Source organism: Streptomyces kanamyceticus, assembly GCF_008704495.1.
In the GTDB taxonomy this organism is placed as follows: Bacteria; Actinomycetota; Actinomycetes; order Streptomycetales; family Streptomycetaceae; genus Streptomyces; species Streptomyces kanamyceticus.
Genome location: NZ_CP023699.1, coordinates 4451702 through 4467063, shown reverse-complemented (window position 1 = coordinate 4467063; position 15362 = coordinate 4451702). Strand labels below are relative to the sequence as shown.

Annotated in this window: 15 protein-coding genes; 8 read left to right on the top strand and 7 right to left on the bottom strand. The window is 70.6% G+C overall.

The window, feature by feature from the left end:
• Positions 1–34 precede the first annotated feature (34 nt).
• From CP970_RS18640 to CP970_RS18630, 3 genes are all read right to left on the bottom strand, one after another.
• Positions 35–1252, bottom strand: a complete 1218-nt coding sequence (locus CP970_RS18640; RefSeq protein ID WP_150493571.1) for a DUF5667 domain-containing protein — start codon at positions 1250–1252, stop codon at positions 35–37.
• A gap of 248 nt (positions 1253–1500) precedes the next feature.
• The gene (locus CP970_RS18635; protein ID WP_055549425.1) at positions 1501–2295 is read right to left on the bottom strand and encodes an ECF subfamily RNA polymerase sigma factor, BldN family; all 795 of its coding nucleotides are present in this window, start codon (positions 2293–2295) and stop codon (positions 1501–1503) included.
• Between the two features lie 400 nt (positions 2296–2695).
• Positions 2696–3655, bottom strand: a complete 960-nt coding sequence (locus tag CP970_RS18630) for an HAD family hydrolase (RefSeq protein ID WP_055549423.1) — start codon at positions 3653–3655, stop codon at positions 2696–2698.
• 139 nt (positions 3656–3794) lie between these two features.
• Between CP970_RS18630 and CP970_RS18625 the strand changes: the two genes are divergently transcribed.
• The 7 genes from CP970_RS18625 (at position 3795) to CP970_RS18595 (ending at position 11738) form a co-directional block, all read left to right on the top strand.
• Entirely contained in the window at positions 3795–4142 is a 348-nt protein-coding gene (locus CP970_RS18625; RefSeq protein WP_079043644.1) for a glutaredoxin family protein, read from the top strand.
• Positions 4143–4459: 317 nt separating this feature from the next.
• Positions 4460–5218, top strand: a complete 759-nt coding sequence (locus tag CP970_RS18620; RefSeq protein WP_055549421.1) for a redox-sensing transcriptional repressor Rex — start codon at positions 4460–4462, stop codon at positions 5216–5218.
• Positions 5215–6891, top strand: a complete 1677-nt coding sequence (locus CP970_RS18615) for a glutamyl-tRNA reductase (protein WP_055549419.1) — start codon at positions 5215–5217, stop codon at positions 6889–6891. The genes CP970_RS18620 and CP970_RS18615 overlap by 4 nt, the downstream gene beginning before the upstream one ends.
• Complete coding sequence (gene hemC, locus CP970_RS18610; RefSeq protein WP_055549417.1) at positions 6888–7847, top strand: hydroxymethylbilane synthase; 960 nt, start codon at positions 6888–6890, stop codon at positions 7845–7847. Before CP970_RS18615 ends, hemC begins: the two co-directional genes overlap by 4 nt.
• Positions 7844–9502, top strand: a complete 1659-nt coding sequence (locus CP970_RS18605; protein ID WP_055549415.1) for a bifunctional uroporphyrinogen-III C-methyltransferase/uroporphyrinogen-III synthase — start codon at positions 7844–7846, stop codon at positions 9500–9502. Before hemC ends, CP970_RS18605 begins: the two co-directional genes overlap by 4 nt.
• Before the next feature lie 143 nt (positions 9503–9645).
• Positions 9646–10635 (top strand): porphobilinogen synthase, encoded by a 990-nt coding sequence (gene hemB, locus CP970_RS18600; protein ID WP_079043643.1) that lies wholly within the window; start codon positions 9646–9648, stop codon positions 10633–10635.
• A gap of 122 nt (positions 10636–10757) precedes the next feature.
• The gene (locus CP970_RS18595) at positions 10758–11738 is read left to right on the top strand and encodes a zinc-binding dehydrogenase (RefSeq protein WP_055549411.1); all 981 of its coding nucleotides are present in this window, start codon (positions 10758–10760) and stop codon (positions 11736–11738) included.
• Between the two features lie 7 nt (positions 11739–11745).
• On the opposite strand, the gene CP970_RS18590 is transcribed toward CP970_RS18595, so the two are convergent.
• A complete protein-coding gene (locus tag CP970_RS18590; RefSeq protein ID WP_055549409.1) occupies positions 11746–12633 on the bottom strand; it encodes an NAD(P)-dependent oxidoreductase in 888 nt (295 codons plus the stop codon).
• Between the two features lie 277 nt (positions 12634–12910).
• Here CP970_RS18590 and CP970_RS18585 point away from each other — a divergent pair, with 277 nt between their 5' ends.
• The gene (locus tag CP970_RS18585) at positions 12911–13507 is read left to right on the top strand and encodes a DUF4232 domain-containing protein (protein ID WP_055549407.1); all 597 of its coding nucleotides are present in this window, start codon (positions 12911–12913) and stop codon (positions 13505–13507) included.
• On the opposite strand, the gene CP970_RS18580 is transcribed toward CP970_RS18585, so the two are convergent.
• The 3 genes from CP970_RS18580 to CP970_RS18570 form a co-directional block, all read right to left on the bottom strand.
• Positions 13501–13737 carry a DUF397 domain-containing protein gene (locus tag CP970_RS18580; protein ID WP_055549405.1) on the bottom strand — a complete coding sequence of 79 codons (237 nt, stop codon included), beginning with the start codon at positions 13735–13737 and terminating at the stop codon, positions 13501–13503. The genes CP970_RS18585 and CP970_RS18580 overlap by 7 nt on opposite strands.
• Positions 13737–14642: a helix-turn-helix domain-containing protein gene (locus CP970_RS18575; RefSeq protein WP_079043641.1), complete on the bottom strand. Its 906-nt coding sequence runs from the start codon at positions 14640–14642 to the stop codon at positions 13737–13739. The genes CP970_RS18580 and CP970_RS18575 overlap by 1 nt, the downstream gene beginning before the upstream one ends.
• Before the next feature lie 170 nt (positions 14643–14812).
• The gene (locus CP970_RS18570) at positions 14813–15346 is read right to left on the bottom strand and encodes a DUF4232 domain-containing protein (protein WP_055549403.1); all 534 of its coding nucleotides are present in this window, start codon (positions 15344–15346) and stop codon (positions 14813–14815) included.
• Between the last annotated feature and the right edge of the window lie 16 nt (positions 15347–15362).

The window sequence follows — 15362 nt, the reverse complement described above, 5'->3', positions numbered from 1 at the left end:
AGCGCCCCATCGACGTACGGAAAACCGCCGCGCGCTACTTCACGTCCTCGCTGTCGATGCCCAGCTCCGGCAGCAGGCCGGGCAGGACCGGGGGCAGCGTGACGTCCGGCTTGGCCGTGGAGCTGTCCTTGCCGGGCTTGCTCCCGCCGTCGGAGGAGGGGGGCGGGGTGGACTTCTTCTCGGACGGCGGGTCGAGCAGGCCGCCCGCGCCGCCGAGCAGGCCCTCGCTCTGGCTCTTCGACTCGGCGGGCTTCGGCTTGCTGTCGTGCTCCGCGCTGCCGCGGTGCCTGCCGGTGCCCTCGGCGCCCTGGGAGGGGTGCCGCTCGCGGCCTTCGTCGCCCTGGGAGCTCCGGGGCGCCCGGCCGGGCGCCCCGCCCTTCGCAGGAGGCCGTGGCAGCAGGCTGCGCAGCGGGTCGACCTCTTGGTCTATGGCGTCGAAGACGGAGTTGACCTCTTCGCCCACGTCGCCCAGCTGGACCGGGAGGCGGCCCTGGAGGTCGCTCCAGCTCTCGCGGTGCGACTGCGAGAACGAGGAGAGTGCCTGGATGGGGCCGAGCGAGCCGTCGCGTTGGTACGCCTCGTGGAGCAGGCGGTGGCCCTCGGTGGCGTCGTACCTCATGCCGGAGAGGGCGCGCCTGATCTCGCCGAGCGACTCGTGGTCGAGGGCGCCCGCGCGGCCGCGCTCCATGAGTCTGCGGGCCTCGTTCAGCCGGGTCGACGCCTGGTCGAGGTAGATCTGCCCTCGGTCGGAGTCGCCGTCGGCCATGCCGAGCTTGAGGTCTTCCATGCCGCGCTTGAGGCCGTACAACGAGTCGCCGGGGAGGGCGTCGGAGCTGGCGGCTGCTACGCCGCTGAACGCTCCTGCCGCGACGCCGACGGTGAGGCCGCCCGCCGCGATGCCCTTGGACAGGCGGGATCGTGGCCGCAGCTTCCGCAGGGAGGCTCGGTGGGCTCCCTTGCGGGAGCGCTGTTCGGGAACCGCGGGGGTGGCACCCTCCAGGAACATGGCCTCCATCGCGGCGACCAGCTGTGCGCGCTGGACCACCTTGACCTCGGGGTCGAGCTGAGGCTTGGGCAGCTCGTCGAGGGCATCGGCCACGGCCAGCATGCGGCCGTGCGCGGCTGGTTCGGGTGGGCCGGGGTCTGTGGTGGATTCTTCGGACTGCTCGGCCGCCGGGTCCTGGTCGGAATGCTCCTCCAGGGCCTGGGCGAAGGCGTTCGCCCGCCGGTGGGCCGATACGTTCGCGATCACTGGCGGCACCTCCTCTCGTCATGACGGTCGACTCCCCAGGGGGTCCTGAGGGTTGCATCTCCTGACCACATGCACACGATCGAGTGAGCAGAGGTAGCCAGAGAGCGACCACAGGGAGCCTGCATCCCGCACAACGAGCGTCTCGGCACTTGGGTTACGGACGAAAGATGATCGGACCGCGAAGAATCGAGGAAGGGCCGTGGCGGCCATCTGGCCGCCACGGATGGTGAGTTGGGCATTACGGAGCGCTAGCGCGCGTCGTCCGGGAGGAGACGGGCCAGGGTGCGCACCGCGCGGTACTGGAGGGTCTTGATCGCGCCCTCGTTCTTGCCCATGGCCCGCGCGGTCTCCGCGACGGAGAGGCCCTGGAGGAAGCGCAGGGTGACGCACTCCTGCTGCTGGGGGTTGAGTCGGCGCACGGCTTCGAGGAGTGCCGCGTTCGAGAGGGACTCCAGGACGGAGTCCTCGGGGCTGCGCTCGACCTCGTTGGCGTCGAGCATCTCGCCGGTGGTCACTTCGAGGCGGAAGCGGCTCGATTTGAAGTGGTCGGCGACCAGGTTGCGGGCGATCGTGACCAGCCAGGCGCCGAAGTCGCGGCCCTGCCAGGTGAAGGTGCCGATGCGGCGCAGGGCGCGCAGAAAGGTCTCACTGGTGAGGTCCTCGGCGGTCGCCTTGCCGCCCACGCGGTAGTAGATGTAGCGGTAGACCGTGTCGCTGTACTGGTCGTAGAGGCGGCCGAACGCGTCGGACTCGCCGGCCTGGGCGCGTTCGACGAGGTCCATCATGCGGGCGCTGTCGCTGTCCGCTGCGGGACGGCGAGGTGCGGGGGTAGAGGCGGTGGCGGCAGAGCCGGAACGGGCCCGTCTGCTGACTGCCGCACCGCCGTCCGCCAGGACATAGCAGGGCCCGGCGGGTGCGGGGACGGCGAAGGCGGGGACGGCGGGGACGGCGTACGCGGTGGGGACGAAGCCGCGCAAGCGGTCGATGACCGTTGCGCGCAGCGTAGCCAGGCCCGAGGCGTCAACCCCGACGTGTGGGTACACGGGACTCCCAGAGGCAGAGCTTCCATCACGTGCAGTGCGGGACCGTTCACCCTTCGTAGCGATGTGTGCGGTCCCGTTATGCGTCTGAGGAGAATAACGCTTCGTACAGGCAGCGCTACACCCAGTTGCTCAAATCATCGATTACGTCGCTTCTGTTACGGATCGGAGCCTGATCAAGTACCAGAGAGTGAGCGTTTGTTGATCGGATTAGTTCACATTCCGTCACCGCGCAGGGCGTCTTGTGGCCGAGTTCAACCAACGGGACTGGCGGGAGACGGGGCGGGGTAGGACCGAGGGAATGCGCGCTGCGCAGTGACTTCCGGGTGCGCTCGACCACGTTCAGTGGCGGCGGTTCATGGCGTTCGGTGGCCGCGGCGGTGCGGTGGTGGTGCGGGGGCGTTCAGTGGCGGCGGCGGTGCAGGGCGATCGCGGCGGCCGCGCCGCCCGCGAGGGCGCCGACGCCCGCGGCGGCCGGGATGCCGACCTTCGCTGCCTTGCGGCCCGTGCGGTAGTCGCGCAGCCGCCAGTCCCGCTCGCGGGCGTGCTTGCGCAGCTTGGCGTCGGGGTTGATCGCGTACGGGTGCCCGACCAGCGAGAGCATCGGGATGTCGTTGTGCGAGTCGCTGTACGCGGCGCAGCGGGCCAGGTCCAGGCCCTCGGCGGCGGACAGGGCGCGGACGGCCTCCGCCTTGGCGGGGCCGTGCAGGGGTTCGCCGACGAGCTTGCCGGTGTAGACGCCGCCGATGGACTCGGCGACGGTGCCGAGGGCGCCGGTCAGGCCGAGGCGGCGGGCGATGACCGTGGCGATCTCCACCGGGGCGGCGGTGACCAGCCAGACCTTCTGGCCCGCGTCGAGGTGGGCCTGGGCGAGGGCGCGGGTGCCCGGCCAGATGCGCTCGGCCATGTACTCGTCGTAGATCTCCTCGCCGATGGACATCAGCTCGGCGACGCGATGGCCCTTGACGATGGACAGGGCGCTGTCGCGGGCGTCCTGCATGTGCTCGGGGTCCTCGACGCCCGCGAGCCTGAACCAGGCCTGCTGCCAGGCGAACCGGAACAGCTCCTGGCGCTCGAAGAACTTCCGCTTGTACAGGCCGCGGCCGAAGTGGAAGATCGCGGCGCCCTGCATCACGGTGTTGTCGAGGTCGAAGAAGGCGGCGGCCTTGGTGTCGCCCGCGACGGGGAATTCCGGTTCCGCGGGCTCCGCGGCCTCTTCGGGCGGGGCGGCCGCGGCGAGCTCGTCGAGTTCCTCCTGCTCCTGGGAGGACTTGCGTGCTGCCTCAGCCGAGGCCTCGCCTGCCAACACGCTTCGCGCCGTGGCGGAGCGCCTACGGGGGGTGAGCCATCCGAGAGCGGCCATGTCGTGAGCATAGCCAGTTTGTTCGGTGGTTCCGGAGTCGGGAGGATTCGGGCCTGTGAACTCTCCGCGACCCGGCCGTTAAACGGACGTCGTACGCGGCGCCCGTCGGGCGCGTCGAGCCGCGTCGAGGGGGGCGAGAATGGGGGGCATGAGCCCGATCTTTCGTCGCAGCGGCGGTCGTACGGAGAAGAGCACGGAGAAGAGCACGGAGAAGAGCACGGAGAAGCGCGCAGAGAAGAAGGAGCCGGGGGAGCGGCTCGTCACCCTCATCGGGAAGCCCGGCTGTCATCTGTGCGATGACGCACAGTCGGTGATCGAGAAGGTCTGCGCGGAGGTGGGCGCTTCCTGGGAGAAGAAGGACATCACTCAGGACGAGGAACTGCACCGTGCCTACTGGGAGCAGATCCCCGTGGTGCTCGTGGACGGGGAGCAGCACACGTTCTGGCGCGTGGACGGGGATCGCCTGCGGCGCGAGCTGACCGGCTAGTTGATCACGTTGCGGCAGCACATACTGACCGAGCAGTCCAAAGAGCCCGCGAAGTCGTTTACGCTTTGGGGCGGTTTTGGTCTCGGGGGCGATGATCGTGAGGAGTGTGTGCGGTTTTGCCCCCATCAAGTGAGCGACGACACTGCCCGCGCGCCGGTTCCACGATCGCGCGCCGGGGGCGCGTGACCCCGGTCACGTTGGCCGGGCAAATCGGACACCATCTTTGTGCACGCGTTCACAAAGACATAGCCTGCATTCGACGGGGCGGTCTGGGGACGAGTGACCGCCTGCAGCCCCGCTCTACCCGCAGGAGCACCGTGGCAACTGGCCGAACTCACCGACCGGCGACCCGCAGCCGAGGGATTCCCGAGGCCACCGTCGCCAGGCTTCCGCTGTACCTCCGAGCCCTCACCGCTCTGTCGGAGCGCTCGGTACCCACGGTCTCCTCCGAGGAGCTCGCGGCCGCCGCGGGGGTCAACTCCGCGAAGCTGCGCAAGGATTTCTCGTACCTCGGTTCGTACGGGACGCGAGGCGTGGGCTACGACGTCGAGTATCTCGTGTACCAGATCTCCCGTGAACTGGGTCTGACCCAGGACTGGCCGGTTGTGATCGTCGGTATCGGTAACCTCGGCGCCGCGCTGGCCAATTACGGCGGCTTCGCCTCGCGTGGTTTCCGTGTCGCGGCCCTCATAGACGCCGATCCGGCAATGGCCGGAAAGCCCGTCGCGGGGATCTCCGTGCAGCACACCGATGAACTCGAAAAGATCATCGAGGACAACGGCGTCTCCATCGGCGTCATCGCGACCCCGGCCGGTGCCGCCCAGCAGGTCTGCGAGCGGCTCGTCGCCGCCGGTGTGACCTCCATCCTGAACTTCGCGCCGACCGTCCTCTCCGTCCCCGACGGCGTCGACGTGCGCAAGGTCGACCTCTCCATCGAGCTGCAGATCCTCGCCTTCCACGAGCAGCGCAAGGCCGGTGAGGAAGCGGCGGCCGCCGACGGCGTGCTGCCGCCCGTCGCCGCCAAGCAGCAGCGCAAGGGACCCGACGGGGACGTCCCCGCCGTGATGCCGGCATGAGTCTCCTGGTCGTGGGGCTGAGTCACCGCAGCGCACCGGTGAGCGTCCTTGAGCGGGCCGCGCTCGACGCGGACGCGCAGGCGAAGCTGTTGCAGGACACGCTCGCCGCCGAGCCCGCCGCCGAGGCCGCGGTGCTCGCCACGTGCAACCGCATCGAGCTGTACGCCGACGTGGACAAGTTCCACGCGGGCGTCGCCGAGCTGTCCACGCTGCTCGCGCGGCACAGCGGCGTCAGTCTTGAGGAGCTCACTCCTTATCTGTACGTCCATTACGAGGACCGGGCCGTCCACCACCTCTTCTCGGTGGCGTGCGGACTGGACTCGATGGTCGTCGGCGAGGGGCAGATCCTCGGGCAGATCAAGGACGCCCTGGCGCGCTCGCAGGACCTGCACACCGCGGGCAAGCTCCTCAACGACCTCTTCCAGCAGGCCCTGCGGGTCGGCAAGCGGGCGCACTCGGAGACCGGCATCGACCGGGCCGGGCAGTCGCTCGTCACCTTCGGCCTCGAACAGCTCGCCGTGCGCGAGCCGGTGGAGACCTGGGCGAAGGGCAAGCGCGTCCTGGTGATCGGCGCGGGCTCGATGTCCTCGCTCGCCGCGGCGACGCTCGCGCGCGCCGGGGTCGAGGAAGTCGTCGTCGCCAACCGCACGTTGGAGCGCGCCGAGCGGCTCGCCGAGATCCTCGGCGGGCCCGGCGGCACCGGCGTGAGCGCGCGTGCCGTCGCCATGGACTCCGTCGCGGACGAACTGACACGTGCCGACGTGGCCGTCTCCTGCACCGGCGCGACCGGTCTCGTGCTGACCGCGGAGGCCGTCACGACGGCCGTCGCGGGCCGCACGCCCACCGCGGGCAGCCGGGTCGAAAGCCCCGCGGAGAAGGCCGTACGACCGGTCGTCGCGGGCGACGAGGACTGCCCCTTCGACCTCTCCGCGCCCGGCGGCTTCTCCGTCGCGGGCGAGGACGCCGTCGCGGGCATGGACGCCGCGACCCTGGAACAGCACGCCGCCTGGGTGGACAACGCGCCCGCCGAGCGCCGTGAGAGCGGACCGCAGGCCGAGGCCGGGGCCATCGCCGCCCTGGTGACGGCCGCGAGCGTGGCGGGCCGGGTGCCCGAGCTGCGCCGTCCCTCGCCGTCGGCGGGACCCGCCCGTACCGCCGTGCTCGCGCTGCTCGACCTCGCCATGCCGCGGGACATCGACGCCGCCGTGCACCGCATCGACGGGGTGCGCCTGGTCGACATCGAGTCGCTCGCCGAGGCGTCCGCGGACGCCCCGATGGCCGACGACGTGGAGATGGTGCGGGGCATCGTCTCCGACGAGGTCGCCGCTTTCGGTGCCGCGCAGCGGGCCGCGCACATCACGCCGACCGTGGTCGCCCTGCGCACCATGGCCGCCGATGTGGTGGCCGGTGAGATGACGCGCCTCGAAGGGCGCCTGCCGGGACTTGAGGACAAGCAACGCGCGGAGATCACGCAGACCGTGCGCCGCGTCGTCGACAAGCTGCTGCACGCGCCGACGGTGCGGGTCAAGCAGCTGGCCAGTGAGCCGGGCGGCGCCGGGTACGCGGACGCGCTGCGCACGCTGTTCGACCTCGACCCGCAGACGGTCGCCGCGGTCAGCCGCGCCGACCACACGAACAACGAGAACGACGACCCGAATCGAGGCCGGGCATGACCGAGAGGGCCCTCAGGCTCGGGACCAGGCGCAGCAAGCTGGCCATGGCCCAGTCCGGCCAAGTGGCCGAGGCCGTACAGCAGGTGACGGGCAGGACCGTCGAGCTCGTGGAGATCACGACGTACGGCGACACCTCGCGCGAGCACCTGGCGCAGATCGGCGGCACCGGTGTGTTCGTCGCCGCGCTGCGCGACGCGCTCGCCCGCGACGAGGTCGACTTCGCCGTGCACTCGCTCAAGGACCTGCCCACCGCGCAGCCCGACGAGCTCACCCTCGCCGCCGTGCCGGTGCGCGAGGACCCGCGCGACATCATGGTCGCGCGCGACGGCATGACCTTCCCGGAGCTGCCCGAGGGCGCCCGCGTGGGCACAGGGTCGCCGCGCCGCATGGCGCAGCTGAACGCCTACGCGCGCAGCCACGGCATGACCATCGAGACCGTGCCGATCCGAGGCAACATCGACACCCGCATCGGATACGTGCACAAGGGGGAGCTCGACGCCGTCGTGCTCGCCGCCGCCGGACTCAGCCGCGTCGGACGCATCGACGAGGTGACCGACTTCCTGTCGGTCGACACTGTTCTGCCCGCCCCCGGCCAGGGGGCACTGGCGATCGAATGTGCCGCGCACAACGCGTCACTCGCCGCCGCGCTCGCCGAGCTCGACGACCCGTACACCCGGGCCGCCGTGACCGCCGAGCGGTCCCTGCTCGCCGCCCTGGAAGCCGGTTGCAGCGCCCCCGTGGGCGCGCTGGCCGACTTGCTGGCCGACGGGCAGATTGTCAAGGAAATGCGCCTGCGCGGCGTCGTCGGTACGACCGACGGCTCGACGCTGGTGCAGCTGTCCACCACCGGTCCCGTGCCCAAGACGGAGACCCAAGCCATGGCGCTGGGCCGCGAACTCGCGGCCGAGATGCTCGCCAAGGGCGCGGCCGGTCTGATGGGGGAGCGAGCACTTTGAGCCCCACCTCGAACTTTCCCGGCACTCCCGCACACGGGCACGTCACCTTCCTGGGTGCCGGACCCGGAGATCCGGGACTGCTGACCCTGCGCGCCGTCGAGGCGCTGGCCCGAGCGGATGTGCTGATCGCCGAGCCCGATGTGCTCGACGTCGTCCGCGTGCACGCCAGGGGAGGTGTGGACACACCCCGGGCAGCGGCAGTTGACGACGCGTCAGCTGCCGTGGACGCGCCTTCCGCGCGAGCCGCCGCCAATCTTGTCATGGAGGCCGCGAGGGGCGGCAGGCGGGTCGTGCGCGCGGTCAGCGGCGATCCGGGCCTCGACACCTACGCGGCGGGCGAGATGCTCGCCTGCGCCGCCGAGGGCATCTCCTTCGAGGTGGTGCCCGGCATCGCGGCCGCCGTCGGCGTGCCCGCCTACGCGGGTGTGCCGCTGCGCGACGCGGAGGGCGCGGACGTGCGCTTCGTCGACGCCCGTACGGCGTCGGACCGTTGCTGGAACGAGGTGGGCGCCTCGGACGGCACCGTCGTCGTCTCCACGTCGCTCGACTCGGTGGCCGCGGCCGCCGGTGAGCTGGTGTCCGCGGGCCGCAAGCCCGACACCCCGATGACCGTGACGGTGGCCGGTACGACGACGCGCCAGCGCACCTGGACCGCGACGCTCGGCACCATCGCGCAGGTGCTCAAGCAGGCCAAGGTGCTGCCGTCGCCGGACGGCGGGCAGCCGGTCATAGTCGTGGTCGGCGAACGCTCGGCCGCCGCCCAGCGCGACCAGCTGTCGTGGTTCGAGTCGAAGCCGCTCTTCGGGTGGCGCGTGCTCGTGCCGCGCACGAAGGAGCAGGCGGCCTCGCTCTCCGACCAGCTGCGTTCGTACGGCGCGGTGCCGCATGAGGTGCCGACCATCGCGGTCGAACCGCCGCGCACGCCCCAGCAGATGGAGCGCGCGGTCAAGGGCCTGGTCACGGGCCGCTACGAGTGGATCGCCTTCACCAGCGTCAACGCCGTCAAGGCGGTGCGCGAGAAGTTCGAGGAGTACGGGCTCGACGCGCGGGCCTTCGCCGGGATCAAGGTCGCGGCCGTCGGCGAGCAGACCGCCGCCGCGCTGATCGCCTTCGGCGTGAAGCCGGACCTGGTGCCCAGCGGCGAGCAGTCGGCCGCCGGACTCCTTGAGGACTGGCCGCCGTACGACCCGGTCTTCGACCCGATCGACCGTGTCTTCCTGCCGCGGGCCGACATCGCCACGGAGACCCTGGTCGCGGGCCTGATCGACCTCGGGTGGGAGGTCGACGACGTCACCGCCTACCGGACGGTGCGCGCTTCGCCGCCCCCGGCCGAGACGCGCGAGGCGATCAAGGGCGGTGGCTTCGACGCCGTTCTCTTCACCTCTTCGTCGACCGTGCGGAACCTCGTCGGCATCGCGGGCAAGCCGCACAACGTGACCGTGATCGCGTGCATCGGCCCGGCGACGGCCAAGACCGCGGAGGAGCACGGGCTCCGGGTGGACGTGATGGCTCCCGAGCCGTCGGTCCACAAGCTGGCCGAGGCGCTTGCCGAGTTCGGGTCTCGGCGGAGGGCTGCGGCGCTGGAGGCGGGGGATCCCGTCACCCGGCCCAGTGAGCGTCGGCCGGGGTCCCGTCGGCGCCGTACCGCCCCGTAGGTACCTTTGGGTGGGCGCCGCCCCTTTGGTGCTCTGCACCGGGGGCTGTGCCCACCCGTGCCGCCCTGCGGCACGATTGCCCACAGCGGGCAGCGCCCCAGACCACAGCGGGCGCAGCCGTAGCGGTATGAGGTGAGGTTTCAGTGACTAAGTACGGGTCTTTTCCGGGTGCGCGGCCGCGTCGGCTGCGGACCACCCCCGCCATGCGCCGCATGGTCGCCGAGACTCGGCTGCATCCGGCCGATCTGATCCTGCCCGCCTTCGTGCGCGAGGGGATCAGCGCTCCGGTGGAGATCGGCGCGATGCCCGGTGTCTACCAGCACACCCGCGACTCCCTGAAGAAGGCCGCCGTCGAGGCGATGGAGGCCGGGGTCGCCGGGATCATGCTCTTCGGCGTCCCCGAGGAGTCCAAGAAGGACGCCGTCGGCACGGCGGGCACCGACCCGGACGGGATCTTGCAGGTCGCGCTCCGCGACGTGCGCGCCGAGGTCGGGGACGACCTCATCGTCATGTCCGACCTGTGCCTGGACGAGACCACCGACCACGGGCACTGCGGTGTGCTGGACTCCGAAGGCCGCGTCGACAACGACGCGACCCTTGAGCGGTACGCCGAGATGGCGCAGGTCCAGGCCGACGCGGGCGCCCACGTGGTCGGTCCGAGCGGCATGATGGACGGTCAGATCGGCGTCATCCGCGACGCGTTGGACCAGGTCGGCCACGAGGACGTGTCGATCCTCGCGTACACCGTGAAGTACTCCTCCGCCTTCTTCGGCCCGTTCCGCGAGGCCGTCGGCTCCTCGCTCAAGGGGGACCGCAAGACGTACCAGCAGGACCCGGCCAACAGCCGCGAGTCCCTGCGGGAGCTGGCGCTCGACCTGGAGGAGGGCGCGGACATGGTCATGGTCAAGCCCGCGGGTCCCTACCTCGACATCCTGGCCCGCGTTGCCGACGCGGTGGACGTGCCGGTTGCCGCGTACCAGATCAGCGGGGAGTACTCCATGATCGAGGCGGCGGCTCAGCGGGGCTGGATCGACCGGGATGCGGCGATCATGGAGTCCCTGACCGGGATCAAGCGGGCGGGCGCGAACATGATTCTCACGTACTGGGCGACTGAGGTTGCTCGTCGCCTTTAGCGCCGCGCTGGCTGGGCGCGCAGTTCCCCGCGCCCCTTACGGGGCGCCTCCCCTTGACCTCAAGTCCGCTTGAGGTCAGATGGTGGTGTGCATCGACGTTCTGACGTTTTGAGGAGCACACCATGCGCGCTGTTGTTCTGCACGAGTTCGGGGCCCCCGAGAACCTGCGGTACGAGACTCTGCCCGACCCCGTCGCCGGGGCCGGGCAGGTGCGGATCGCCGTACGGGCGGCGGGAGTTCACTTCGTCGAGACCGTCATGCGCCAGGGTGACGCGTCCGACATGGCGCCCCCGCTGCCCGAGCTGCCCGCCGTCCTCGGTGGCGAGGTCGCGGGGACCGTGGATGCCGTGGGGCCGGGGGTCGACCCTGAGTGGGTCGGGCGGTCCGTCGTGGCCTCGCGGACCCAGCCTGGGGGGTACGCCGAGTTGTCCGTCGCCGATGTCGAAGGGCTGCACGTGCTGCCCGTCGGGCTCGGGCCCGAGGACGCGGTGACCATGGTGATGACCGGGGCGACCACCATGGGGCTGCTCGACTCCGCTCAACTCAAGCCCGACGACGTGGTGTTGGTGACATCCGCGGCCGGTGGGGTCGGACGGCTCGTCGTGCAGTACGCCCACGCGCTCGGTGCCACCGTTGTCGGCGCGGCGGGCGGGTCCGCCAAGACCGCCGCCGTACAGGCCCTCGGCGCCGATGTCGTCGTCGACTACAACGAGGCCGGGTGGGCGGACGTCGTCCGCGAGCGGCTCGGTGCGGACCGGCCCGTCAGTGTCGTACTCGATGGGGTGGGTGGTCAAAAGGCCGCCAGCGCCTACGAGTTGATCGGTGAGGGCGGGCGGTTCGTCGCCATCGGGTGGGCCTCGCAGGAGCCCTTCGAGCCGACGCCCGAGGAACTCGCCGAGCACGGCACGTCGTACGTGAACGCCCTGCTCGAACTGATCGGCCACCCCGAGCGCGCCCCCGAGCGCGAGCGGGCCGCCCTGGAGGCCGCCGCCAAGGGGGAGTTGGTGGCCGCCTGGCAGGCGTTCCCGCTGGTGCGGGCGGCCGACGCGCATGCGGCGATGGAGCGGCGCGAGACGACAGGCAAGGTGCTCCTCGTCCCGTGACAGAGGGCTAGTCCTTCTTGAGCAGCAGCGCCAGGCGCGAGAAGCCGTCGGCGCCGTGGCCCTGCTCGACGGCCCGGTCCAGGAGGTCCTGGAACGGGTCGAACAGGTCGGTGCGCAGGCCCTGTTCGGTGAACGCGCTGGTGAAGTTGGGGAACGCCGCCCGGTTCATGGCGAGGTTCGAGACGTCCGTGAGGTGCTGGCCCGTGGCGAGGCCCTCGGCCATGCCGGGGATGGTTCCGTGCGCCATCGCGATCACCCAGTCCGTGAGCAGCGGTGCGAAGTCGCGGGGCGGGATGCCCTCGCTCTCGGTCAGCGCGAGGGCCTGGGCGACGCCCATCGCCATGCCGTACATGCCGGTGAGCAGGGAGAGGTCGTAGAGCGCCGCGAGGCCGGGGTCGGTGCCGACCCACTTGGTGTCGGCGAGTGCGGACAGGGTCTCGCGGTGCGTGGCGAAGGCCGCCTCGTCCGTGCCGCTGTAGAGGATGTACGCGCCGGGCGTCGCGATCATCTGCGGTACGGCCATGATGCCGCCGTCGACGTACGTGATGCCGTGCGCCGCCGCCCAGTCGGCCAGCTCCCGCGCCTGGGCCGGGGTGCCGTTGGTGAGGTTCACGACCGTGCGGCCCTTGAGGGCGGTGGCCTCGGGTTCGAGGAGGGCGCGGACGTGGTCGTTGGTGGTGAGGCAGACGATGACGAGCGGGGCGGCCTCGATGGCGTCCCGCGCGGTGTCGGCCGGGGTCGCGCCCTGGGCGGCGAGCGGGCCCGTCTTGGACGCGGTGCGGTTCCACACGGTGGTGGCGTGGCCCGCCTTGAGCAGCGCGGCGGCGAGGGCGCTGCCCATCAGGCCGAGGCCGAGGACGGTGACGGGGGCGGTCTGCGCGGGCTGTGCGGGCATGGCTGGTGGGCTCCGATCGGAGGTGGTGTCTGGTGGGGACGTCTTCGATCCTTCCCGGCGGCGCGAAGGGGGACAAGTACCGACTTTTTTGTGGGTACTTACCGGCAGGTGCGTGTGCGGGCATCCCAGGACGGCGTTCCAGCGGAGGGCGTTTTCCCAGGTCACGCGGGTGAAATCGTTCCAGCGTGCCAGATCGGCCGGGAATCCTTGTGCGGCCTCGGCCGTGGCTGTTTCGCTCATGGCCGTGCCACACGTTCCTTGTTCCCGGGGGCTCCCAGTGAAGTTCACCCGCACCACGACCCGCTCGGTGGTCGCCGGTCTCTCCCTCGTCTCCGCGCTCACGCTCACCGCGTGCGACGACGGCACGGGCGTGCGGGTGTCCACGTCCACGATCGCGGTCGACCCGTCGGCGGGCCGGAGCCCGGTCAGCGCCCCGGGCAGCGGCGGCTCGGTCGCGGGCGTCGACAAGTGTCGTACGGACGGGCTTGAGATCTCGGCGTCGGACAGCACCGTGGAGGGCGATCCTGACAGCTCCGTCGCCGTGACGCTGACGAACGGCAGTGGCCTGGACTGCGCGATCTCCGGGTACGCGGGCGTCGACCTGACGACGAGCGAGGGCGATCTGTCAGCCAGGCGTACGGGCCGGGAGTCCGCCCCGACGGTCCTCAAGGACGGCGACGCGGTCGCCTTCGGCATCACCTACCCGGCGCACGACGCGGGTGGCTCCGGTGTCCAGGTGACCGGTCTGGTCGTGACCCCGCCGGACGAGACGAAGTCGGTCACGCTGGATTGGCCGGGCGCCTCGACGCTGGCCGTCGCGGACGGCGCGGGATCCCCGGTCGAGGTCGGCCCGGTCGGCAGCGCGGGTCAGTAGGTCTGGCTCAGGAAACGGGTCCACGTGTCCGGGGCGACGGTGAGGGTGGGGCCCGTGGGGTTCTTGGAGTCGCGGATGTGGATGGCGGAGGGGTGGGCGGCGATTTCCAGGCACTGGCCGCCTTGGTCGCTGCTGTAGCTCGACTTGCGCCAGTCGTAGGCGACTTCGAGGCAGGCGCCGCCCTGGTCGTTGCTGTAACTCGCCTTGAACCACGTGAGTGCGCTGCTCATTACTCTCCTAGCAGACGGTTCAACAGGTCCTTCGTTTCTTGGGGGTTGAGGGCCTGTGACCGCAGCATCGCATACCTGTGTTCTAGGTGGGCCACCTCGTCGGGGTCAGCGATGATCTGGCTGCTTCGTGGGGCCTCGGTATAGGCAAGGCGCTGGTGGTCCGGGGTCTCGATGAGAGTGAAGGGGCCTGCGAGACCGGCATGGAAATCACGTCCGACCGGCATGACCTGGAGCGCGACACCGGGGAGATCTGCCCATTCGCGTAGGCGGCGCAACTGCTCGTAGTACACCTCGTCGCCGCCGAGCCGGTCGATCAGGGTCACCTCCGAGATGACGAAGCTGGCCCTCGGGGGACTCTTGCGATGGAGGATCTCCTGTCGGCCCATGCGCGCGGCCACACGCATGGCGATGTCGTCCTCGTTGAGGGTGGGAACGTCGTTGCTGAAGACGGCGCGGGCATACGCCTCCGTCTGGAGCAGCCCCGGCAGCACCTGGTTGTCGTACCAGGACAGTGCGATCGCCTCACGCTCCAGATCCATGTACTCCTCGGCCCACCGAGGAAACAGGTCGACCTCCGGCATGTTCTCCACCGCGGCCGTCAACACGCCCTTGGCGTCCAGGATCTCGTCCAGCGACGCCGCGAGATCCTCCTTCAGCGGGCGGCGGCCCTGCTCGATGGAGGCGACTGTTTCCTCGTCGACGAGGAGCCGCTTGGAGAGTTCGCGCTGGGTCAGGCCCGCCGCCCGGCGCAGCGCGGCGACCTGCGCGCCAAGCATCTTCATCGCGGAGGCGTTCTTCCGGCGGCGGTTCCTGGGTGGCATGGCGCTCAACTCCCCGTATGCGGAGATCATTTCACCCGTGCGCACCCGTACAGATTTCTGTAACGGGTGCGCACGCTGTTCCATGATGGATACAGAGCGTTACTGCCGCACCGTGAATCAACAAACCCGCTCGTACTTACACGGCTCCCGGCGCCAATCCGTCCCACCTGCAACCAACTCGCACCTTGGTGGCGTCCCACCTGGACGTGGACCTCATCCATACCTATGTTGCGACGCCGAAGGCGCGGGCCCCGTCACCACTGGAGGGCGTCCGCCGCCGACGTCTGCCAGTACGTGACGAAGGCCGAGCTGTCCACGTACACGCCACCGGCGGGCAGCTTGGCCGCGGCCGGGTTGCCCACGCTTCCGTTCATCGACCGGTTGGAGAAGTAGACGCCCAGGTCGTGCGCCTGGTAGCCCTCCGAACCCTCCGGCGAGGAGGTGCCGATGGCCGCGTACGCGGTCTCGCCCGGCTTGAGCGTGACGACCGCCTGGGGCTTGCTGTCCTCCAGCCACCCCGTCGCGGCCTGCGCCTGGTCGAAGCGGAGGAACGGGGCGCCGTACGCGTAGCAGGTCTTCGTGCCCGTGTTCTTGGCCTTCAGGAGAAGGTGGTTGATGGGGCGGTCGACCTGCTTGACGGTGACCTTCGTGGTCGCGGCGGTGCAGGTGACCGGCGCGGACTTGGCGGAGGGCGCGGCGGACGCGGTCGACGCGGTGCCGATCGCGGCGAGGGAGAGAGTGGCGGCGATGGCGGCGGCAGCTGCGGTGGCCTTGGTGGAGAGTCGCATGGCTGGTCTCTTTCCA